The organism is Paenibacillus sp. FSL W8-0919 (assembly GCF_038003785.1).
GTDB classification, from domain to species: domain Bacteria; phylum Bacillota; class Bacilli; order Paenibacillales; family Paenibacillaceae; genus Paenibacillus_AQ; species Paenibacillus_AQ lactis.
Map to the genome: position 1 here is coordinate 643,981 of NZ_JBBOPV010000001.1, position 22,561 is coordinate 666,541.

Sequence of the window (22,561 nt, forward strand, 5' to 3'; positions counted from 1 at the left end):
TGCTTGCAGTGCAGTCACAGTACCCTTTTCGTGTTTGTTATTTCGCTTCCGTCTTCAAGTCGTCCAGCATTTTATCGTTAAAGCCGAACATCCAGGTCAGCACGAAGGTAATCGCCATCGCCGTCAGGTTGCACAAAATGTAGAGCGGCAGCTGGCTGTTCAGATACAGGAGCGTCCCCGGAATAACTGTAATCGCCATGCCGGTTGCCTTCAAGTGGAAGATCGAAGCCATGAAGCCTCCAATGCCCCCGCCGATCAGACCCATGATAAAAGGCTTCACATATCGCAGGTTCACCCCGAATATGGCCGGCTCCGAAATGCCGAGAAATGCCGAGAACGAAGATGGCAGGGAAAGTGCCTTCAGCTTCTTGTTCTTCGTCTTCATGCCGACGGCAAGGCAGGCTGCGCCTTGAGCCGCCATCGCGCTGGTAACGATCGCGTTGAACGGATTGCTTCCCGTCTGCTCCAGCAGCTGGATTTCCAGGAAGTTAAAGATGTGATGAACCCCCGTCACGACGATGATCTGATTGAAGAAGCCGATCAACAGTCCGGCGATGCCAAACGGAAGATCCAGCAGATACGTGACCGCGCTCAGGATGACGTCTTCAAGCGAGTGGAAGATCGGGCCGATCGCAAACAGGCCGAGAATGATCATCACCAGCAGCGTGACGAATGGCGTCACGATCAGATCGATCGCTTCAGGAATGCGCTTTCGCAGATAACGCTCGAACTTCGCCCCGAGCAGCCCCATGAAAAATGCCGGCAGAACCGATCCCTGATAGCCAACCACCGGGATAAAACCAAACATAATAAGTGCTTCCTCGGACCCGTTAGCCACGCTATAAGCGTTAGGCAGGGCCGGGTTGACGAGCATCAATCCCAGCACGATGCCGAGCACCGGGCTTCCGCCGAATACTCTAAAGGTCGACCAAGCGACAAGGGCAGGCAAAAACGCAAACGCCGTATCGGTCAGCACCTGGGTGAACATCAGGAAATTAGCCGAAATATCGTCAGGCGCCATCCCGAACCAGGCGAGCACCGTCTCCTGGGTCAAGAGGCCCCGCAGCCCCATGAACAGTCCCGTAGCGACCAATACCGGGATGATCGGAACGAATACATCGCCAAATGTGCGGATCGCGCGCTGAAGCGCATTGCCCGATTTTTTCGCTTCGGATTTCAGCTCTTCTTTGCTTGTGCTCTCCAGCCCAAGGTTCTCAACTTCTTCAAAGATTTGGTTGACGGTACCGGTGCCGAAGATGATCTGATACTGGCCGGAGTTGAAAAATGCACCTTTCACCTTGTCGATATTCTCGACCTTCTTCTGGTCGATCTTCTGCTGATCATGAACCATAATGCGAAGCCGGGTGGCGCAATGGGCAAAGGAAGCGATGTTCTCCCTGCCGCCGATGGCTTCAACGACCTGCTTAGCAATCTCGCGGTTATTAGCTGCCATGCTCATTCATTCCCTTCCATATCATTTACGGCTTGCGCCAAATCCCATTTGGCTACCTTCAAGCCGGCACTGCCGTTATTGGCGAAAAACCGAATGCCCGTGCTGTCGGGGTGTGGAAAAATACGACTAGTAAACACTTCTTCCCCGTCGTTGATAAAACACTCCACCGAGGAAGTGTCCACAAACAAATGGAGCTTGAGGGACTTCGTCTGCACTCTGCATGACCGGGTCGAGCCGTACTTGCTGTCGATCCTCTCACCGGCCTCCGAGCGATCAAGCGTCAGGATTTGCCGCTCGAAGTCATAATGAATGACGGTACGCTCCGTTTCACCGGCCCGAAATTCGATGCCTACGGATTCGGCGTTCACATCGGCAAATTCGCAGATCAGCTCGAATGCGGTTCCGCTCACGCCTGCATATGACTTTTTCTCATTCGTTAGGATGTCCTGTACCTCGCGGCGCTCTCTTCTCAGCTTCTCCAGCTCCCGCACCGGCTGCTGCACCAGCTTGCCGTCCCGAAGCTCCAGCGTCCTCGGCAGCGTCAGGCAGTGCGCCCAGCCGTGCGAATCCGTCGGGTAGCCGATCTCCGCCTGCCCCATCCAGGCGACCAAGATCCGGCGCCCCTGATCATCCTCCATCGTCTGCGGCGCGTAGAAATCAAAGCCTCTGTCCAGCTCATGAAAGGCACCGTGTTCAAAATCCAGCGTCTCCCGGTTCAGCGGCTTGCCGACCAGGTAACCGGATTGGTAGACATTCCGGAAGCGATCCCCATCAGGCTCTATCCCTTGGGGACAGAAGAGAAGAACCCCCTGGCCATCGAGCTCAAAATAATCGGGGCATTCCCACATGTAGCCGAAATGCTTCAGCCCGGTCTTGATCTCCCCGGCGAAGCGCCAATTGAGCAAATCCGAAGACTCATACATGACGGCGGTCCCGGTGGCGTCCTCCCTCTGGGCGCCGATGACGCAGCGGTACAGATCGGGATCCTTCCACACCTTCGGATCGCGAAAGTGCTCGGTATATCCTTCCGGCACATGATCGATGAGAGGCTCGGGAAGCTTGGTGACAGCTCCCGCTGCATCCATGACGGCCATGCACTGGAAGGAGCGTCTGTTCCAGTCCCGATCCCTGGTATTTCCCGTGTACATCAAGTGCAGCTTGCCGTCCTTCACGATACCGCTCCCCGAGTAGGCGCCATACCAATCATGCGGATCCTGCGGCTCGATCGCGATTCCGGCATTGCGCCAAAAGACCAAATCCTTCGATGCCGTGTGGTACCAATATTTGAGCCCGTGGTAGGTTCCGAGCGGAAACCACTGATAGAACAGGTGATACTCACCTGCAAAATAAGCAAACCCGTTCGGATCGTTCAAAAGGCCGGTGATCGGCTGAATGTGATACGTCTGCCTCCAGCCGCTATCCTCCACCTTCTTCCTCAAGGCGGACATTTCTTCGGGAGAAGCCTGTTCCAGGCGGCGGTATTTCTGTTCTCTGTTCATATCCTTCTCCTTACTGGTCTGTTCTTAACAACATCACAACAGCGACATTGTAGTGGAACCGGTTCCAACCCGAGGTAAAAATAAAGGACGCAGTTCCAAAGTGTTTCAACGCTTTGGAACCGGTTCCGATGATTTGAGTATAATCGATTCTATTCGATATTGTCAACGCTTTCGCGCTCGATAAATTCATAATCCAGTACCGTCAGGGTGTCGACGGATTCCTCTTGGACAAGCTTCATGACTTGACGCGCGGCCAGACGTCCCCCCGCTGCGTAGCCATATTTAACCGTTGTGAGGCCCGGATGAATCACTTCAGTCACATCGTAGCCCCCAAAGCCGGTAACCGAAATATCCTCCGGAATCCGGATTCCCCGCATATGCGCCGCCTTCATCACTCCAAGCGCAATATTGTCCGTTGCGCATACGATGGCCGTCGGACGCCGATCCCGGTTATCCAGGATACGGGAAGCCGCTTCTACCGCTGCCGACATCCTAAACCCGCTCTCATAAAAATCGGCCGAGGCGCCGGCCTGCTCCTTCAGCGCTTGTTGGAATCCATGCTTGCGCCGCACCCCAACGGCCACGTCCTTCTCGGTTACCCCCAAATAAGCGATATCCCGGTGTCCTTTGGCTAAAATATATCGGCCGATCTCATACCCCGCCGTGTAATCGTCATAAATAATGCTGTGGACATCCTCATGCTGCTGACCGAGAAAAATGACCGGGATCCCGATTTCCTCGATCGCCGTCAAATGGGATTCCGTAATCTGCGTAGCGAACAGGACGATCCCCGATATTTTTTGCCTTGCCAGATCATACAGGGCCTCGATCTCCCGCGATAGATTCTGGCTTGTATTGATAATCAGCAGCTGGTAGCCGTTCTCCCTCAGCTCCTCATCCATGCCCGTCACCGTCTGAGATGCGGCGAAGGAATCCAGCCGGGGTACGATCGCGCCGATCATGCTCGTCTTCTTGGCCTTCAAGCTTTGGGCGAAGGAGTTTGGAATGTAGCCCGTTTCCTTGATGACATGCTCGATTTTCCGCCGGGTAGCCTCGCTGACGGAACCGCCGTTCAGGTAACGGGACACCGTGCTCTTGGCCACGCCTGCGATTTTGGCGATATCTGAAATGGTAGTGTTCATTCTTGTCCTCCACCCATGACGTCAACGGCCTGTCCAGCCCCGAGAATGGTTGCGATATGTCTGCACACAGTACTCTCTCCTTCATCCTCTGTTTCCCCTAAATATAACATGCAGGCAGGGATGCGGGAAACTAAGGGGGCTTGGCGGCAAAAACTTAGCTGTAACGGGAGTTACCTTGAATTTTATTTGAGCTTCAAAACCAAATTCCTTGAGCGCGCTCTCAATGCGGCTTCCCTCTCTCTTCCCTGCCCCATTCTCCAACTTTGTAACTGTTCATACCAAGGATGGATCGAAACACGGTCTATTAGAATGGAAATTTTTACTCCAAGGATGTAACATTTATCAATTTCAAACTGTTATGTAAGTTAGATGGAAAAAGAGGAACTCGTGTGCTGCTGTACCTTTCTAGGTAATGATAGCATCCGGTTCTTAACCCAGATAACGCCAAAACAGATGCTGATCATGATCCACCTCATCTTTTAAATAGGAGGCAGCTATGTGTTATTTTATGCATATTGTAATAGATCGTAGTATCCCAGATTCTATTATCGGGAAATTCATCGACATGAATATCTATATTAGGGACATAACACAGGGTGTGGAACATAAACATCCAGAGAAGTACTATTATGATATTACCAACCAATGCTCCTGCGATTTTGTCTCTTCTGACCCAAAAAGAAATCAGGCTAAAGAGATAAAAGAGTTATTTCAAGCATTACATTTATGTACGGATATTACCTTCTGCATTATCTTAGATAACAATAAATATACCAACTTACAATTGGAAATATCGGACATTATCTCTTCACTACCAAATGAAGAATTGGATTTTAACACTTTTATGGATTTATATCCTGACCAATTGGAAAAGGATAGAGCTTATCTAATTCGTTGAAACGATGGTTTATGTAGAGATGAAGATTTAAATTGTATAAAAGAAAAAGCCCGCCTGATGCAATCGCCTCTCTAAAAAAATCGTGTCCCAAAGTCTTCACGATGACTTTGGGACACTTTTTTGGCCAACCCCCGCCAACTAAAACAATTGCAATCTTCTTTCTACCTCTACGCTTGCAGCACAATGATTTATACGCTACACTCCGGCGGCTGCCACCGATTCCCCTGGCATTTTCACGGAATCCGCAGGTGCCTGCGATTCCGCTTTGCGCAGACACTTCTGTCCCCGCCAGCGGAAATAGGATAAGACGCCCCGCAAGTATTCATCGGCAATCATGCAGGAGTAAATGCCGATGAGTCCCCATCCCATATAGATCCCCAGTACGTAGGACAGGACCGTTGCGACGATCCACATCGAGCCGAGGGAGATATACATCGTAAACCGCGTATCGCCCACTGCATTTAGCGAGTTGCCGAGCGCCATATTGAGCATTTTGCCTGGCTGAAGGATCAGATTCATGCCGAGCAGCGACGCGCCGATCGCAATGATCGTCTTGTCATCCGTAAACAGTCCGAGCAGCTGCTTGCCGAACACATACAGCACGAACGCATTGACGATCACGTAAATTGCGCCGATGCCGAGCGCACGATATGCGCTCCGGTACGCCTCCCGGGTCCGGCCGGCCCCGTACAAATGCGCGATCTGGATCTGGGCCGCCATCGCAATGGAGGAGCCGAGCAGGAAGCAGAACGATTCCAGCGTGTTCATGTACGTACGCGCCGCAAGCTCCGCTGCCCCTAGCTGAGCGATGAACGAGTAGATGACCAGCTGCGAGAATACCCAGCAGGACATATTGATGCCGAGCGGCCAGCCGATCTTTAAAATTTCGCCGAACAGCGGACGGTCAAACACCCGAAACTCCTTCCACTTGATCTTGTATTCGAACGCGCGCAGGAACATGTACAGCAGCATCAGCACCGCGAGCAGCCGGCTGGCCACCGTTGAAATCGCCACCCCGGTCAAGCCCCACTGCGGGAAGCCGAAGGCGCCGAAAATAAAGCCGTAGTTCATGATGACATGAATAACGTTCATGCCGATCGCCACGTACATCGGTCCGCGGGTATTGCCCGTGTTGCGAATGACGGTGCTCATCGTTGCCATCATGGCGATCAGCACCATGCCCCCGCCGACAATCGAGATATAGGTTCCGGCAAGCGGCAGCAGCCGGTCCGGCAGCTGAAGCATGGAAGCAATCGCCTCAGGCATGGCGAACAGAATCACGCTGCACACCAGGCCGATCAAGGTCGTGACGCTCACCGCCATGATGCCGATCGTCCGGGCATCGCCCGTTTTATACGAGCCGATCTTCTGCGCGATCAGAATCCCCGCACCGCTCGCCACCGTCATGAACAGCGTCGTCATCGCCTGGAACAGCTGGTTCGAGAAGCCGACCACCGCTACCGCGTCATCGGAAATGCGGCTGACCATCAATGTATCCACCGCTCCCAGCAAAAACTGCAGGAACAGCTCTATAAATATGGGCCATGCCAGAACCCATAGCGTAAATTTTTTCGTATCTTTATCCAACATTCCAACCTCCACCCATGATGTAAGGGTTACACGCCCAATTCGCTTCAAACGGCGATAACCTTTTCAAATTATAGATGGTATACTAGGGTTATAATATCAGTATCCGAACGTAAATTATAAAAAATCCAACCTCACTCATCACGAAAGGGCTTTCTTTATGACGATCCTGAATTTTACCGTTCCGCCGCTGCCGGTCTATATTCATAGCGGACTCACCCGTGCCCCCGTGAATGGAGGGCATCCGAACCGTAAAAACATCGGCATCTTCGACCTGCTCGTCGTCGTCAAGGGGCAGCTTGACGTGACCGAGAACGGCCATCCCTATGAAATCAGGCAGGGCATGTTCCTTATTCTGCGTCCCGACACCCATCACTTCGGTACAAGAGGCTGCACGGAGGAAACCGATTATTACTGGCTGCACTTTCAGTCGTCGGGGCCATGGAGCGCGGAGGAATCCGGCGATGCTTCGAGAAGAGAAGACATCGTGGAGCTGAAGGCGATGACGCCGAACTATTTTTCCGTCAAAATCCCGCAATTCGGAAGCCTCCCGCAGCCGGAGAAGGCGGCGGAGCTGCTGGCCACGCTAAACGCCTTGGTCCAGCATGGGCAGCAGGCCAAATTCCTATGGCGGCAGCAGGTCGTCTTTCAGGAGCTGATCGAGCAGCTTGCCGCCGCCCTGGATGCACCGGTCTCCACGCCTTCCTCCGCCTGCGCCGAACGGGCCGCCGCTTATTTGCGGAAGCACTACAAGGAGGAATTCAAGGTGCAGCAGCTAGGGGACCGGATCAATTTCCATCCGGTGTATATCGCACGCTGCATGCAGAAGGAATACGGCTGCTCTCCCGTCGAATATTTGCAGCGCTACCGGATCGAGCAGTCGAAGCTGCTGCTGCTTCAGACGGACCTGAGCATCAGCCGCATCGCCGAAGAGGTGGGGTTTAACCATGGGGCCTACTTCACCTCCTGCTTCACCAAGCAGGAAGGGATCTCGCCTCGAAAGTACAGGCAGCGTTTCTTTATGAGTTAATGTTTTTTTGATGCCGGATAGGAAAATCACTTGCAATTACGCGGGAAGTCTTTATAATAAACATTAGTTACATGATAATGATTATCATTACCGGACAAGTGAGAATGAGCTGAGAATGGACGAAAGCGGCCGCCTGGCTGCTGTAGCGGTGGATGCAAGCAGTTAGTTCTATAGGGCAATAAGCGTGGAGGGCTCAGACAGACATCCGTGCGGGTCCGGAACATCCGCTGCTGGCAAGGCCGCCTCCATGACCGCCTTTCCTGCTTGAGGAGTTGAATTATAAAGGAGAGCCGATGGTCTTATGAAAACGACTTCCCGCCGTTGTTCACTGCAGATTGACGATTACCTGGATCTGCTGAATCTTGCCATCCAGCTTGGCGATGTGAAATGGCAGAGAGAAATTACCCGCAAGATGGAAATGACGCTGTCCTCTCTGGAAACGACCTCGAAATAATCACATCCATGCATTTAAGGATTATGGCCACATGATCCCATATATACGAAAGACACCTGGACGTCTGTGCCCCGGAAAGTACCGTGGCCGTGAAGAGCGTTCAAGGTGTCTTTTTTTGACGTTTAGTGACGAGATGCTTTGAATCCTCAGCATGGCAAGGGACGGAGCGACTCCACTTCTCTATCCCCGCCCCAGCTCCGCGTCAGCCTGCAGCTTCATGCGGTATTCATGCGGCGATATGCCTTCCAGCTCCTTGAACACGCGCGAGAATTGCTTCGTGTTCTCGAATCCGACCGCCTTGCCGATATCGGCCAGCTTCATCGCCCCGTCCTGAAGCAATGCCTTGGCCCGCGAGATCCGCAGCTTCTTCAAATAAGCGACAAAGTTTTCGCCCGTATGGGCTTTGAATGCCTCGCTGAAATACGAATAATTAAGCGACACGTGATTGCTGACCATCGCCATGTTCAGCGGTCGGTGATAGTTCTCTTCCATATAAGCGATGGCTGCCTTCATCTCGGAATGCTCGCTATGAGCGGACCGGATGCCTTGAATATATTCGTTCACACTCAGCAGCAGGTGCTCGAGACTGCGGTAATACGCATGAAAATGACGGTAATTATCCATCGTCCCTACCCTCCGGTAGAGCTTGAGCACCTCGACCATCGACTCCCCGTATACGCGGAAAACTTCATCGAGCACCTGCTCATTGATCTGCTTGCCGACGCGCTCCAGATAAGCGATATCCACATGCGGCATATCCCCGATATGAAAAATATCCAGCAGCAGCGTCTTGATCTCCCGGTCGCGCCCGGTGCCCAGCATATTGCCGAGCTTGCGGATATCCTCCTCCGGCATCGGATAGCTGCGCAGCTCGCCGTTTATGTCCTCATGATTCATCAGCCGGATGTTCGGTTGAATGAAGGTGTAGCTGAGCGCGAGGAGCGCCTGATTGTAGCAGATCCGGACATCCTCGATCCGGGAGCCTTCCCGGCTGATGCCGACGAATAATCCGTCCATCTCCCGCTCCGCAAACTGCCGCGCCAGCTTCTCGAACTGCCCATCGGGACTGCCGACCAGCACGAGCCTCCCCCGGCCGTCCAAAACGCTGGCGCTGATCCGCCCCTCGACGGATTCCATCATTTTCTCCACGAGCTGCTTCAGCTCATCCTTGTTCATCGTGTTGCCGTCTTCGTACTTATATTTCATGACAGCCACCCGAAACGGCTTGACGTACGCTTCGAAGCCGATCGATTCGGCTGCTGCCGCCAAATCAATGTCGGTATCCTCCGGCTGCTCCAGCAGCTCCTTGAGACGGTGAGACTGCAGCTGCTGCAGATACACGTCGGTGGCGGCCATGCGGCTGTCCACTTCGGCCTGCCGAATCAGCGCTTCCTCCGTCTTGCGAAGGGCGGCGAAGAGCTCCTCGCGCCGGATCGGCTTCAGGAGATATTCCTTCACCTGATACCGGATCGCGGCCTTTGCGTATTCGAAGTCCTCATAGCCGCTCAGGATCAGCACGACCGGCTTGGCTGCCCCCGTTCCTTCCAGCTCGGCCAGCGACTCGATTAGCCGGATGCCGTCCATGACCGGCATTCGGATGTCGGTTATCACGATGTCCGCCGGCTGGGCGCGAAGCAGCTGCAGCGCTTCCTCCCCTTGCGAAGCCATCCGGATATCGTACGCCTCCGGGAACTCCCGCTCGATCATCATCTTCAATCCGAAGCGGATGTTCTTCTCGTCATCCACGATCAACAGATTTCTCATGTCCGCCTCCTCCTCCCGTTAACAACACCTTCGGAAACGTCATCGTCACCAGCGTAAACCCGCCTGCTTCGCTATTCACGTCCAAGCCGTATTCATTCCCGTAGAACAGCTTGATCCGCTGATGCACGTTCCGGAGCCCGATGCCTCCGGCCTGGTGCCCGCCTCGCCCGTAATCTCCGGACGGAAGATCCTCATCATGCACCGTGCGCAAAATTTCGCGTAGCCTGCCCAGACGGTAGGCTTCGATGCCAACCCCGTTATCCTTCACGTAAATCGTAATCCGGTCCTCCTCCCAGGCCACCACATCGATCTGGATCCGCTTCGCTTCGGCCGAGCCGTCCGGCCAGCCGTGCTTCACCGCATTTTCCACGATCGGCTGCAGCGACATCTTCAGCACCTCCAGCTCCATGAATTCCGAAGGTATATTAAGCTCAAACTCAATCGGCTCATCGTACCGGATATTCATAACATCAATGTAATTGCGAATATGGCGGATTTCATCCCTCAGCTTGACGTATTCCCCCGACCACTTGAAATTGTAGCGCATCATGCCGCCCAGCGAGGTTAACGCATCCGAGATCGTGCGCTGTCCCTCGATTTCGGCCAGCATCTTGATATTTTCGAGCGTGTTGTACAGGAAATGCGAGTCGATCTGGCTATGCAGCGTTCGGAGCTCTGCTTCCTTCGTGACGGCTTGCTTCCGGATCCCTTGAGCAATCAGCTCATTAATCGTGCGGATCAGCTTATTGAAATGATGCGCTAGCTCGCCGACCTCGCCGCCGCCCCGGATATCGATACCGGAGGAAACCTCGCCCTTGCGGACCTTCTTCATCGTGTCGGTCAGGCGCCGCAAATTTTTCAAAATAATCGAGTTCAAATAGTACGTGATGAACGACAGCAAAATGATCAGGATCACGTTCGCCGCTATGATCTGCCACTGTGCCTTGGAGACATTGTTTAACGCGCCCTCCAGGGAAACGACATTCAGCACATGTGCCTGCAAACGCTCCACCGGCGCGGCGATGAGCAGGTACGACGCCCCGTCCACGCTGAACCGGGAATGGACGATGCGGTCCGATTCAGGATCGGTTTCCTCCTTTAGGAGCTTCTTGAACTGAGTCTCGACCTCGTCTCTCAGCCCCTCGCGGCTTGTCATGAAGGACTGCCTGCGATCCATGAAGAACTGGCCGTCCCGATCCACGATCACCATCTGCGAGCCGGTATCATGAATCCCTCCGAACGTCTTCGGCGCGAAATACTTAAGCAGCATATCGACCTGAATAAGCCCGTCCTCGGCACCGCTTCCGACCCGCCGGATCAGGGACACCTTCGGCTGCTCCTCGGGCACGTCTGTAGCGTAGCGCTGAAGAATGTCCGGATCCCGGTGATTGAATACCCACAGCTCGCTAACGCCTTGCGACTTCATCGGGGCGAACCAGGGCTCCGCGGCAATGCGGCTCTCCTTGAATATAATCGGCCACATTTCCATGACATGCTCATTGCCGGTGAACAAGCGGAGGTGTGCGATGTTAGGATTATTCGTCTGAATCCGCTGGATGTCCTTGGACGGCCCCCACGCCACCTCCATCAGCGCAGCCGAGCTGAGCTCCTCCTCGATCCCCAGGTAATCCTTGATGGCCTGGTCAGAGATCGCAAGCTGCGCCGCCATCTCGATCGACTCGATCTGGCTCTGCATGTTCATCTTCTCGGTCTCCAGCAGGAACGTGTTTTGGTTCAGCGCATCGCTGATATACGTATCCCGAATCTGTTGAAAAAAGTAATTCGACACGATGATGCTCGGAATGAGCAAAATCAATATATAGGCGGCCACCAGGCGGCTCTGCATGGACCTGCGCCCGACCCAGTACATAAAGGATGAAATTAGCTGCACCCATCGTTTTCTCATGACGGTCACTTCCTGTTTCGTTAACGTCCGCGCTTCCATCGTGAAACTGACGCTCTTCCTGCGACAAGCCGGATATGCTCCTATCATATCGCTTGACATGCCAAAAGGCACCCTATTTCGACATCAAATGAAATAGGGTACCTTCGCATCTATTGGAGCAACTAGTTAGCGTCAACCTCGCCGCAAATAGTAGCAGCCGTTCACCTCAAGAGGGTTCCTTTCATTATTTCAGGAATTCCTCAAGCTTTTTCACATTCTCCTCGTATTCTTTCTGTCTGTATTCCTGCACTTTCGCAAATCCGAGCGACTCGCGTTTAGCCAAGTAATCGTTCCATGCTTGGTCAAACTCCGCATCTGAGGAGGAGAGCAGCAGCTTCGGCAGCGTCTTGCCCCATTCCGTCAGAACCTTGTCGTTAATGATCCCTTCCTCGGAGCTGCCGTCCGGATCAAGCTGATCAAATTGCGAGAAGCTGTGGGCCTTGCCGCGCGTCCAGTCTTCCATCTGCTTGAACGGCTCGACGGCCGGAGGCGCCCATGCCGGAGTCATGTTCGTGTCCATCATCATCCAGAAGGTGTGGGACGCGCCGTATTTTTTGTCAAACGCGCCGCGGTCGCTGTTCAGCAGCTCCACAACCTCAGGGAGGAACTGGTCCTTGCCGTCAATCGTATCCCAAGTAACGCCTTGCTTGCCGAGATACAGGTCGCGCTGTCCTTCTTCGGAGATCAAATAGCTCAGGAAGCGGATGGCGCGCGCTTTGTCTTTAACATCCTTGGAGATCAGCGTTAACGTCCAGCCGGAGATCGATGGTCCCGACAGCGTCGGCTGATCCAGATTGGAGTTGGCCGGTCCGTCTACCGCAATATATACGGAGTTCGGATCGTTCGCGTAAAGCACGTTCTGCTGGTTAGCCATGTCGCTGCGCTGATACAGCATCGCGAAATAGCGGCCTTGCGCAATCTTCTCTTCCATCTGTGGACGCTTATCCACGAAGATATCCTTGGACAGCAGCCCTTTCTCATTCGCCTGGCGCAGCGTCTTCAGCCATTTCACGTATTCCGGATCGGTGGAGCGGTCATACAGCTTGCCGTCCTTCTCCAGCGGGATCGCCAGGAAGTTTTGGATATAGCTCTCTAGCGAATAGTTGCCCTTCTCGTGGAAGTCGTGCAGGCCAAGCGGAATCAGCGGCTGCCCGTTCACGTCCGGGAACATCTTCTTTGCATCTTCAAGCGCTTTCAAGAAACCTTCAGGCGTGCGCATATCCGGCTTGCCGAGCGCCTCGTACATATCCTTGCGCACGAGGAATGTCTGGTTGGACGTGATGTTGTCGCTGAACTTCTCGTAATCCTTCGGCGAAGAGGACGCGTTCGGATAGCCGTAGATGTTGCCGTCGTCCTTCGTATACCACGATACCTTCCCGGGATCGGTTACTTTAAAGAAATACGGATCGTATTGCTCCGCCAGCTCATTCAGCGGCAGGACGAGCTCACCCTCGATCATTTTCTTAACCGCGTCATTGTTCCAGTCCAGCGTGATGAAATCCGGAAGCGTGCCGGAGGCGATCATCGTGTTCATCTTCTCGGTCTCATTGCCGGCAGGGACGATAAAGTTGATGTTAACCCCGGTTTTCTCCGTTACGTATTGGGAGGTGATGTCCTCTCCCCATTTGTTCGGGAACCAGGCGAAGTTGATGTACCAGTCGAACGTGATCGGCGATGTGTCCACCTTCCAGCCCGGATCGTCCTGGGTCAGCTTCACTTCCTCTGCAGGAGGCGACTGCTCCCCTTCCTTCTCGGAGGCGTTTTTGTTATCGCCGCCGGACGAGCATGCTGTCGTAAAGGCCATGACCAGCGCGAACATCAACAGCAGAAGGCTCTTTGGCTTAAGCATCTTGCTCATGTGTTTTTCCCCTTTTCTTATTTAGAGATATGATTATATAGAACCCTTGCCAGGAGTGGCAAGAGAAACTACCCTTGCTTCGGCAGTACCTCCAGCGGTTGCCCCGCCGGCCGTCCGGAAGCGCCGCCCTTGCTGCATACATGCCCTGGCGCTCCGCGGCCGATTACGGTTTAACCCTTGATGGAGCCGATCATCATCCCTTTGACGAAATAACGCTGCAGGAATGGGTAGACGAACACGATCGGAAGCGTCGTCACGACCATAGTCGCCATTTTGATCGACTGCGAGGTCACCGTCTTGGAGATGCCTCCCGGCACCTGGGCCATCATCTGGTTCGAACTGGACTGCGCGATGACCTTGTACAAGTAGGTCTGGATCGGCTGCAGATCCGTGTTGTTGATATAGATCACACCCGTGAAATAGTCGTTCCATTGGTACACGCCGTGGAACAGGGCGATGGTGGCGATGACCGGCATCGAGACCGGCAGCACGACCCGCAGGAAGATCGACCAATCGTTCGCCCCGTCGATCTTCGCCGCTTCTTCAAGCCCGTCCGGAATTTCCCGGAAGAACGTCATGAAGATGATGAGGTCGAAGAAGCTGAACATGGCGGGAATGATGTACACCAGGAAGCTGTCCAGCATATTGAGATCCTTGATCAGCAGGTACGTCGGAATGAGCCCGCCGGTGAAGAACATCGTGACCGTACCGAGAAAAATATACAACTTGCCGCCGATCAGCCCCTTGCGGGAGAATGCGTAGGCTACCATCGCCGTAAACAGGACGTGGACAAAAACGCCGACGACCGTCTTGGCGACCGTAACGCCCATGGCCGTCATGATGCCGGAGCTTTGGAAGACGGCCTCAAAATTTTGCAGACTGAACTCCCTCGGCCACCAGTAAATGCCTCCGCGCATGGCGTCCTGCCCGTCGTTGAAGGCATTGACCAGCACGTACCAGATCGGGTAAATGGTCAGAAAGCATACGATCAGCATGCCGAAATTGTTGAACATGTCGAAGATGGCTTCGCCCTTTGTTTTGCGTTTAAACATCGTTTGCCGCTGCCTCCTTTCGTTAGAACAGGGATGTATCGTTCAGTTTTTTGGTAACCCGGTTGGCAATCAGCAGCAGGATGATCGCGATCACCGACTTGAACAGCGCAACAGCTTGAGCGTAGGAATAGCGCCCGTTCTGCAAGCCCGTATGGTAAACAAAGATGTCGATGACGTTGCTTGCGCTTTCGTTCAGCGGGTTGCGAAGCACCAGGATCTGGTCGAAGTTGGAGCTCAGCACACCACTAACGGCCAGGATTAACAGAATGGAGATGGTCGCCTTAATACTCGGAAGCGTGATATACCACATTTTCTGAAAGCGCCCCGCTCCGTCGATCGTGGAAGCCTCGTACATTTCCGGCGAGATGCTGGCGATGGCCGCCAGGTAGATGATCGCGGACCAGCCGAGCTCCTTCCAAATATCCGACGTAATGACGATGCCCCAGAAATACTTCGGCTCAGCCAGGAACGTAATCGGCTGATCAATCATGTTCAGCGCGAGCAGGATTTTGTTAATGACGCCGGTGTCGGCAAGCCAGGTCATCAGAATGCCGCCCAGGATAACCCAGGAGATGAAGTGCGGCAAATACGATATCGTCTGGATCGTCCGCTTGTAGCGAAACGAACGGATTTCATTCAGAAACAACGCGAAAATGATCGGCAGCGGAAACCCGATGCACAGCTTCAGCAAGCTGATCCCGAGCGTATTTCGCATAACTGTTTTAAAATCGTCGTTAGAGAAAAATTCCCTGAAATGATCCAGTCCTACCCAAGGGGCCTCGCCAATGGACTTGATGATGTTGAATTCCTTGAAGGCGATGATGACGCCGTACATCGGGATATAGTTGAAAATAATCATCCAGATGACGCCAAGCAGCGCCATGATCTGCAGATGCCGCTGGCTGTAAAGCTTCTTGAGCCATCGGCTTCGGGCAAGCTTCCTCCCGTCCTCAAGGGGCGGCGCAGGCGCCCGGCCCGCTCCGGTCTCTGCTGCAGGTTCGGCATGGGGTTGATTGCGCATGGTTATGACCTCCAGGTTGAGTCTCTCTATTTTTGTAAACCCTTTCAAATCTTTAGCTATATTGTAGTCCCACACGACATGCCCTCGTAAGGTTTCAGATTTCGTTTCGGGGTGCTCATTTTTCGGGTGATTTCGGGAATCCGGCTTGCTAGACTCATTCAGCATTGCGTGCCGGGGTCGTCGAACAATAAAATTGCGCACAAAAAAACATGAGCGGGAAGCTAATGCTCGCTCTCGCTCATGTTCTCAATATATATTAAGCTGCTGTCATTCGGTTACTCCGATTTCTCCTGCTCGCGCTGCTCATGCTTGCTCTCATGCTCTTGCTGAAACTTCTCGCGCATCAGCTTCTGCATGATGAATTTTTCCTGATCATTGAGGCTTCCTTGGTTATCCTGAATGATCATGTTGTCGATGTTGCGCTTGAGTACCTCGGTATGCGTGTTCAATATGATTCACTCCCTTTAAATAATTACACCCCTGCAGATTCGTCCAAAAATCTGAACCAATGACAGGGACATGTGTATTACCTAACCAAACTCCATCCGATGAATCAGTTTCGGCCGAATTTCCAGGTATTGGAGCATTACGTGAGCGAACCCACGCTCTCCCTTCTTCCGGCTCTATCTCTGGGTATTAGCTGCTGCTTCCGTTAATCTGGATTCCCTTGCTGAGCGATTTCTGCTGTTTGTTCGTATTGATGAGCTGGGGAAGCTTTCTCGTTTCCTTGACCATAGGGGAATGACACAAGTGGCACACAGGCTCCGTGTCGAACGCAAAATCGTCCCGCATCCACCCTTTGCAGTCTTCCTTCGTGCATGCCCACACTTCCGTAATTTCCTCAGGAATACTTTCCATCGAGTTTTTACGCGAATACATATAACGCTCCTCCTTGTGCTTGTCGTTAGAAATCGAAAAACAACTCTCCTGCAAATGGACGCTTGGCTGCAAGACAGCCCGCCTCCGCAGGAACCCCTGAACATCCTGCTTTTGTTGAAAAACGAAAAGAGGACTGCCCTTAATGTGACACATTAAGGGCAGTCCTCGCTCGTACTTACAGTTTTACAACGTTCTCAGCTTGTGGTCCACGGTTGCCTTCAACGATGTTGAACTCAACGCGTTGGCCTTCGTCCAGCGTCTTGAAGCCATCGCCTTGGATCGCGCTGAAGTGAACGAATACATCGTTTCCGCCTTCAACTTCGATGAAACCGAAGCCCTTCTCAGCATTAAACCATTTAACAGTTCCTGTTTGCATGGGGGAATCCTCCTTGATTTGTATTTACATGACCTTTTTTTCTTCGCAAGCGGAATAAAAAAATTCACATATTGCACAAGGTTATCTGAAATGACAACCCTCTACAATATGTGAATTCAGGTCGATTTCGATATTCATATCTTACCACATCTGCGCTTCGATAGCAAATAATTTGAAAAAATAATCGTACACCATAATGAACCGGTGCGCAAGCCCGATCTGACGGGCAATCGCCGCGTTTTATCCGCTCTGAAGACCGAAGCAAGACACCCCCGGTTTTACCGCCGGGGATTTCTTGCAGCTGTATATCTTCATCGAAAGGGCCGTATTATTGCCATTATTGCCGAAGCTCCCGAAGCGTCTCCCGCCATCTCTCCAGCACGTCATTCGGGTTATGCAGCCGGATCGTAACGGCGGACAGGATATCCGCATACTTCGCCCGGTCTTCCCGAACCGCCACAACCTCGGCGCTAAATCGCTGCCGGGGATGGCGGGCGTCCGGCACATCCGGAAGTGCGCGCAGCGCAAGCCGCACGTAGTGGGCCGCCCCCTCATGAATGGCGACCAACGTAGCTTGGCCGGAACGAAGAATATTGCCCATCGTTACCGTGCCCGGCCACAGCGCGATCCGGATCGTGCTCCGGGTTAGTGCCAGCACCTCCCCGGCGCTGACCATGGCGGTATGCGGCCATAAATCCTCCGTAACGGTCAGCAGCATCATTGCCGTATGCTGCTTGGATTCCAGCTCCAGGCCGTTCAGCCATTGGCATAAACCTTCCGAGATTGAAGCCCTCTGCGTCACAGCGACATCCTCTCCTTCCTTGTTCTTACGAAAACTCCACCCAATCCAGCTCGACCCAACCTTGGCTTACGTCGATCACGAGATGGACCGGCCCTTGTTCGACCACAAGCTCCGAAGCAAGCCTGAACACCTGCCATCCTTCACCGCTGACAGACAGCTTCCCCAGCTCCCTGTCCCCGATCCGCAGCGTTAACTCTGCGCTGCCTTCCGGAAGCAGCGCCCGGACATCGAGCTGGTATGCAGCCGCTTGGGCGCACAAAGCTTCATAGGCGAGCCAGTCTCCTGCCTGCAGCTGCACGCATACCAGATTGTCCGTTTCCCACGGCTTGCCGCCTTCCGGCGCGTAGCTCGGCTTCTCGGCCTTGCCGGTCACCATCCGCATCGGGACGCCGTCGCTTACCCGCAGCCCGATGTTTCTTTCTGCCTTCGTGCCAACGTGATAAGAAACGCCTTCCCCGCGGTAGCCGTAAAATTCAGCCGGAATCTGGATCGGCAGCTGCCGGAACAGCGAACGCGATACATTCGGATAGGCGTCGCAAGCTTCCAGCGGAAGGTTGTCCAAGTACGTCTGAAGGATGGCCTCGGCTTCTTCTTGGGAAGGCTTCACTCCGCCCTCAAGATAGCCCGTCAGTTTTTCCCAGCCTTCCGGCCTGCGGATCGAGTACGGTGAGTTGCTTGTGTCCATCTTCTTCCACGTCCAGAAATTCCACGAAATATTATGGTCCTCGAACAACCGGAACGCCCCCGTATACCACTGAGGGTTGTTCTCGCCGCCTTCGCCCATAAAGATGGGCACATTCCATCGCTCCCGGTGATCCAAATACTTCTGAATGCTCTCCGTATCCGGATTGTTCCAATATTTATGGAATTGCAGCAGCAGGTTATCGTCAAAATGATCGTCGAATATTTGCCAATCCGTCGACCAGTGCACGCCTTCCAAAATGATCATATGCCGCTGATCCACTTCCCGAATGGCTGCCGTAATTTCCCGATAGAGCGGCATGACCCGGTCGTTATACTCGCTGAACCAATCCGGCAGCGGCTCGTTCAGGAGATCATAGCCGGCGACGATCCACTCATCCTTGTAGCGCTCGGCCAGCATCCGCCACAGCGCCACCGTCCGCTCGGTATTCAGCGGATCAGTGAACAGCTCCGGCAGATCACGCGCCGAATCATCAATATTCCCTCCGGTCTGTCCTCCGGGCGCTCCATGTAAATCCAGAATAACATACAGCCGGTACGACCTGCACCAATCGATCACCCGATCGATCAACCGAAGATGGCCTTCATGGAAGTGAAAAGGCTTCTGCTGCCCCTCCTCCATAACAACCCTGGCATTGATCGGGAGCCGGATGGAGTTAAAGCCCTGCTCCGCGATCTGCCGAATATCCGCTTCGCCGATATACCGGTCGTAATAAGTCTCCCAGAAGAGCGCTGCTTTCTCTTCTCCGATCAGGTCCTTCACCATAGCCTCGATCCGCCGCGGCCGATCTCCCTGATCAGGCATCTTCCACATGTATCCTTCAGGCAGCAGCCAGCTGCCAAGTCCTACCCCGCGAAGCAAAATTTCTTGTCCTTCCCCGTTGACAAGACGTTTGCCGTCTGCACGAATGAAACCGTTTACCAATAAATTGCCGCTCAATCCCATCATGTCATCCTCCCCGCTTTCTTGTCTGTAACGAATGTACTTGACTGCCGATTTCCTGCCGCCGCTTCTGATGATACGGCGATATGCCTTCGGCTCGTAACGCATAACACCCAAACTTTATACGATGGCCGGGATGCCAATCCTTCCGCTGCCGAAAATCAGGGATGCATCCTGAAATTTCGTGCCGCTGCTTTCTTAGGCCATGGTATACTGTAAGCGAACGGAACACGGTTTCTAAACTGAACAGCTTATGTGCTGTATTGCGCCAAGCCCCAAGTAAATTTCGGCCGCACGCTTTGGAAAGGATGATCCCTTTGATAAAAGAAACGAATCCCAACCTGCTGTACTTGATTTCGGGTCCGCTTGGCGTTGGAAAATCAACGACATCAAAAATGTTGGCAGCGTGCGTGGAACGATGCGTGCTGATTGAAGGCGATCTGCTGCTGCACATGCTGCATCATGAGCTCCCGCTTTCATGGGATGAACGCTTAAGCGTAACATGGAGGAACATCCTGGCACTAACGCGAAATATGCTGCACCAAGGCCTGAATGTCGTTATTGATTTTGTCGTAGAGGATGAGCTCGAGTGGTTTTGCGGGCAGTTGTCCGACCTGGATGTGAGCTTAAAATATGCTGTGCTGCGGGCGGACAAGGAGAAAATCGCCGAAAGGCTGACAACAAGAGGGGATATCGATTCCCTGGAACGCTCCTTATTTTTGCTGGACAAATTGGAATCCATGCCGTCGAATCGCCGGTTCCTGTACGATACGACGCTGAAGCGGCCCGAGGAAACGGCGGAAGCGATCCTTGTCGATCCCCGTTTCCAAGTGCTTTCATGACAACGGCACGAAAAAAACTACAGCACATTTGTAGGACGACACAAAAAGGGTGGTTCCCATTGGCAGATGCCTTCTGCCGGGAGCCCCCCTTATTTGTTGTCCACGGACCGAGCCGCTTATGTCATCCTGGGGAAGAGCTGCGGCTAATCCTGAGCGTTTACGGTGCCGCCTTGGTAATGCCTGGTGTCGAAGCGGCTTGCGCCGGTAACCCCGCCGAGCCCGGACGCTCCCGGCCCGGCAGCTTGCCGAACAGGACCCATGTCCAGCCCCCGAGCCGGCGAATGCCGTACACCAGCAAGTAGGAGACGACCAGCGCCGCCGCCAGTCCGCCAGCATACCATGCGAGCAGAAACCAGGAATTATCCGTCTTCGGCCGATAGTCCCGGTAAACGAGCAGCACCAGCGGATGCACCAGATAAATCCCGAAGGAATACACCCCGATTCTTCGAAAGCCGCGAACCAGCAGGCTCCGCTTGCCGCCGAGGCGCAGAGCGGTCTGCATCATGACCAGCGCCGTGGTCAGCGTATGCACGTTCCAGAACGCGTCATAGACAAGCGGGTGAACCTCGATTCCATGCAGCCTCTGATTATAACGCAGCCCGATATGAACCAGCGCACTGGCGATCCACGTTGTCCACAGCGCGGCCCAGCCGAACCTTCGAAGCAGCGGCCTTGCAGCATGCTTGGCATCGGTCAGCCAGGATTTGACGCGCTCATAGTGAATCCCCATCCAGGCACCGAGGAAGTAATATGACAGAAACGACAGCGACCAGCTGTTTCGGTTCGTCACATGCCACCACGCGTCATTCCCCAAGTAGAAAATCCACTGCAGCACGATCCCGACCAGTACGCAGATGGCAGCAAAGCCCCTGAAGCGCTTCAGCAGGAGCAGTACCAGCGGAAACAGCAAGTAGAATTGAATGTTGATGAAAATAAAATACAAATGCGTGTACGATTTTCCCGTAGCCAGCTTAGGCCAGAAGCTATCCAGCATCGCAGAGACGTCGGTCACGCCTCCCCGATGGTACCAAGCCACCGTAAAAAACAGCACCGAGAAGATAAAATACGGCACCAGAATATACATCAGCCGGTTGCGGTAAAACCGGGCAAGGTCTTTGCCCCGAAACGGACGGTGATAGTAGTTGTAAAACAGCACGAAGCTGCTCAGAAAAATAAACGTCGTCGTACCGACTTTAGAAAATATGTTCAAAAAGTTGTATAAGCCAAAAAAATCGTCCCCGCGCATCTGGACCGTCGCGAACGATGTCGCATGCACCATCAGCACGCCCATCATCGCAAAGCCTCGAACCAGGTCGATTTCCATAAGTTTGGCGCGTTTCTCCATTCATTTCCCCTCTTTTCCGAACGCCCCCTATTATAGCCTACGTTACACCCCCTTGGTACTTAAATTTTTCTGAATTTGGTATGGAACAAGCATTCTTTGCCATACCAGTGTAAAAAGAGCCTGGCAGGAAAGTCTGGACAACAACCGGCTCAGGCTGCATTTCAACATTCAGCGAATAGGAGGAGATTTCTGCTGATCGAATTCAAACGCGTCAACAAATTTTTCGGAAGCTTTCACGTTCTGAAAGAAATCGACCTGACCGTTTCGCAAGGGGAAGTCGTGGTCATCGTCGGGCCGTCCGGCTCGGGGAAAAGCACGCTGCTGCGCTGCATCAACCGGCTCGAGAGCATCACGGACGGCGAGCTCGTTGTAAACGGCGTCAGGCTGCATGACAAGCGAATCGATATCAACCGGTTCCGGCGGGATATCGGGATGGTATTCCAGCATTTCAACCTGTATCCGCACAAAAAGGTGATCGATAACATCATTCTTGCACCGATGAAGGTGCTGGGTATGACCAAAGCCGAAGCCACGGACAAGGCGATGACCTATCTCAAGCGCGTCGGCATTGCGGATAAAGCGGACAGCTATCCTTCCCAGCTGTCCGGCGGGCAGCAGCAGCGCGTGGCGATCGCCCGCGGACTGACGATGAATCCCAAAATCATGCTGTTCGACGAACCGACCTCGGCCCTCGATCCCGAGATGATCGGCGAAGTGCTGGACGTCATGCGTTCGCTTGCCCACCAGGGCATGACCATGGTCATCGTCACTCATGAGATGGGGTTTGCCCGGGAAGCGGCGGACCGGATCGTCTTCATGGATGAAGGCAAGATTATCGAAGACGCTACGGCGTCCGAGTTTTTCTCGCAGCCGCGCGAAGAGAGGGCGCGAACCTTTCTAAGCCGGCTGCTGCATCATTAGCCCGAAAATCAAGCGAGGCTTCCTTGGTCTCGGGATGATTCATTCATG

At 53.6% G+C, this 22,561-nt stretch carries 20 protein-coding genes; 5 read left to right on the forward strand and 15 right to left on the reverse strand.

Annotated features, from left to right (window positions below; genetic code table 11):
* Nucleotides 1-37: 37 nt before the first annotated feature.
* The 3 genes from NST44_RS02740 to NST44_RS02750 form a co-directional block, all read right to left on the reverse strand.
* On the reverse strand, nt 38-1,459 hold the full coding sequence (locus NST44_RS02740; protein ID WP_007130562.1) for a sucrose-specific PTS transporter subunit IIBC: 1,422 nt from the start codon (nt 1,457-1,459) through the stop codon (nt 38-40).
* Nucleotides 1,456-2,952: a glycoside hydrolase family 32 protein gene (locus NST44_RS02745; RefSeq protein WP_340897713.1), complete on the reverse strand. Its 1,497-nt coding sequence runs from the start codon at nt 2,950-2,952 to the stop codon at nt 1,456-1,458. The genes NST44_RS02740 and NST44_RS02745 overlap by 4 nt, the downstream gene beginning before the upstream one ends.
* 149 nt (nt 2,953-3,101) lie before the next feature.
* Nucleotides 3,102-4,094, reverse strand: a complete 993-nt coding sequence (locus NST44_RS02750; RefSeq protein WP_213613200.1) for a LacI family DNA-binding transcriptional regulator — start codon at nt 4,092-4,094, stop codon at nt 3,102-3,104.
* A gap of 565 nt (nt 4,095-4,659) precedes the next feature.
* Here NST44_RS02750 and NST44_RS02755 point away from each other — a divergent pair.
* Complete coding sequence (locus tag NST44_RS02755; protein ID WP_340897714.1) at nt 4,660-4,992, forward strand: hypothetical protein; 333 nt, start codon at nt 4,660-4,662, stop codon at nt 4,990-4,992.
* A gap of 195 nt (nt 4,993-5,187) precedes the next feature.
* Here the strand turns inward: NST44_RS02755 and NST44_RS02760 are convergent, their stop codons facing one another.
* Complete coding sequence (locus NST44_RS02760; protein ID WP_007130566.1) at nt 5,188-6,582, reverse strand: MATE family efflux transporter; 1,395 nt, start codon at nt 6,580-6,582, stop codon at nt 5,188-5,190.
* A gap of 157 nt (nt 6,583-6,739) precedes the next feature.
* Here NST44_RS02760 and NST44_RS02765 point away from each other — a divergent pair, with 157 nt between their 5' ends.
* Nucleotides 6,740-7,609, forward strand: coding sequence for an AraC family transcriptional regulator (locus NST44_RS02765; protein ID WP_340897718.1), 870 nt, complete (start codon nt 6,740-6,742; stop codon nt 7,607-7,609).
* 301 nt (nt 7,610-7,910) lie between these two features.
* Nucleotides 7,911-8,063: a hypothetical protein gene (locus tag NST44_RS02770; RefSeq protein WP_007130568.1), complete on the forward strand. Its 153-nt coding sequence runs from the start codon at nt 7,911-7,913 to the stop codon at nt 8,061-8,063.
* A gap of 180 nt (nt 8,064-8,243) precedes the next feature.
* On the opposite strand, the gene NST44_RS02775 is transcribed toward NST44_RS02770, so the two are convergent.
* The 10 genes from NST44_RS02775 to NST44_RS02820 form a co-directional block, all read right to left on the reverse strand.
* Entirely contained in the window at nt 8,244-9,827 is a 1,584-nt protein-coding gene (locus tag NST44_RS02775; RefSeq protein ID WP_340897721.1) for a response regulator, read from the reverse strand.
* Entirely contained in the window at nt 9,802-11,733 is a 1,932-nt protein-coding gene (locus tag NST44_RS02780) for a cache domain-containing sensor histidine kinase (protein ID WP_340897723.1), read from the reverse strand. The genes NST44_RS02775 and NST44_RS02780 overlap by 26 nt, the downstream gene beginning before the upstream one ends.
* A gap of 223 nt (nt 11,734-11,956) precedes the next feature.
* Complete coding sequence (locus NST44_RS02785) at nt 11,957-13,630, reverse strand: extracellular solute-binding protein (RefSeq protein ID WP_007130571.1); 1,674 nt, start codon at nt 13,628-13,630, stop codon at nt 11,957-11,959.
* Between the two features lie 170 nt (nt 13,631-13,800).
* Nucleotides 13,801-14,682 (reverse strand): carbohydrate ABC transporter permease, encoded by an 882-nt coding sequence (locus tag NST44_RS02790; protein WP_007130572.1) that lies wholly within the window; start codon nt 14,680-14,682, stop codon nt 13,801-13,803.
* Between the two features lie 22 nt (nt 14,683-14,704).
* Nucleotides 14,705-15,703, reverse strand: a complete 999-nt coding sequence (locus NST44_RS02795) for an ABC transporter permease (protein WP_340897726.1) — start codon at nt 15,701-15,703, stop codon at nt 14,705-14,707.
* Nucleotides 15,704-15,978: 275 nt separating this feature from the next.
* Nucleotides 15,979-16,152: a hypothetical protein gene (locus NST44_RS02800; protein ID WP_007130574.1), complete on the reverse strand. Its 174-nt coding sequence runs from the start codon at nt 16,150-16,152 to the stop codon at nt 15,979-15,981.
* 187 nt (nt 16,153-16,339) lie between these two features.
* Nucleotides 16,340-16,582 (reverse strand): cold-shock protein, encoded by a 243-nt coding sequence (locus NST44_RS02805; RefSeq protein WP_028404717.1) that lies wholly within the window; start codon nt 16,580-16,582, stop codon nt 16,340-16,342.
* 175 nt (nt 16,583-16,757) lie between these two features.
* A complete protein-coding gene (cspD, locus tag NST44_RS02810) occupies nt 16,758-16,958 on the reverse strand; it encodes a cold-shock protein CspD (RefSeq protein WP_006207896.1) in 201 nt (66 codons plus the stop codon).
* 337 nt (nt 16,959-17,295) lie between these two features.
* Nucleotides 17,296-17,760 carry a pyridoxamine 5'-phosphate oxidase family protein gene (locus NST44_RS02815; protein WP_340897764.1) on the reverse strand — a complete coding sequence of 155 codons (465 nt, stop codon included), beginning with the start codon at nt 17,758-17,760 and terminating at the stop codon, nt 17,296-17,298.
* Between the two features lie 25 nt (nt 17,761-17,785).
* Entirely contained in the window at nt 17,786-19,411 is a 1,626-nt protein-coding gene (locus NST44_RS02820) for a cellulase family glycosylhydrolase (protein ID WP_340897765.1), read from the reverse strand.
* Between the two features lie 302 nt (nt 19,412-19,713).
* Between NST44_RS02820 and NST44_RS02825 the strand changes: the two genes are divergently transcribed.
* A complete protein-coding gene (locus NST44_RS02825) occupies nt 19,714-20,247 on the forward strand; it encodes an AAA family ATPase (protein WP_340897767.1) in 534 nt (177 codons plus the stop codon).
* A 157-nt stretch (nt 20,248-20,404) separates the two neighbouring features.
* On the opposite strand, the gene NST44_RS02830 is transcribed toward NST44_RS02825, so the two are convergent.
* Nucleotides 20,405-21,592: an acyltransferase gene (locus NST44_RS02830; RefSeq protein WP_340897768.1), complete on the reverse strand. Its 1,188-nt coding sequence runs from the start codon at nt 21,590-21,592 to the stop codon at nt 20,405-20,407.
* A 192-nt stretch (nt 21,593-21,784) separates the two neighbouring features.
* Between NST44_RS02830 and NST44_RS02835 the strand changes: the two genes are divergently transcribed.
* On the forward strand, nt 21,785-22,513 hold the full coding sequence (locus tag NST44_RS02835; RefSeq protein WP_040738845.1) for an amino acid ABC transporter ATP-binding protein: 729 nt from the start codon (nt 21,785-21,787) through the stop codon (nt 22,511-22,513).
* Nucleotides 22,514-22,561 lie beyond the last annotated feature (48 nt).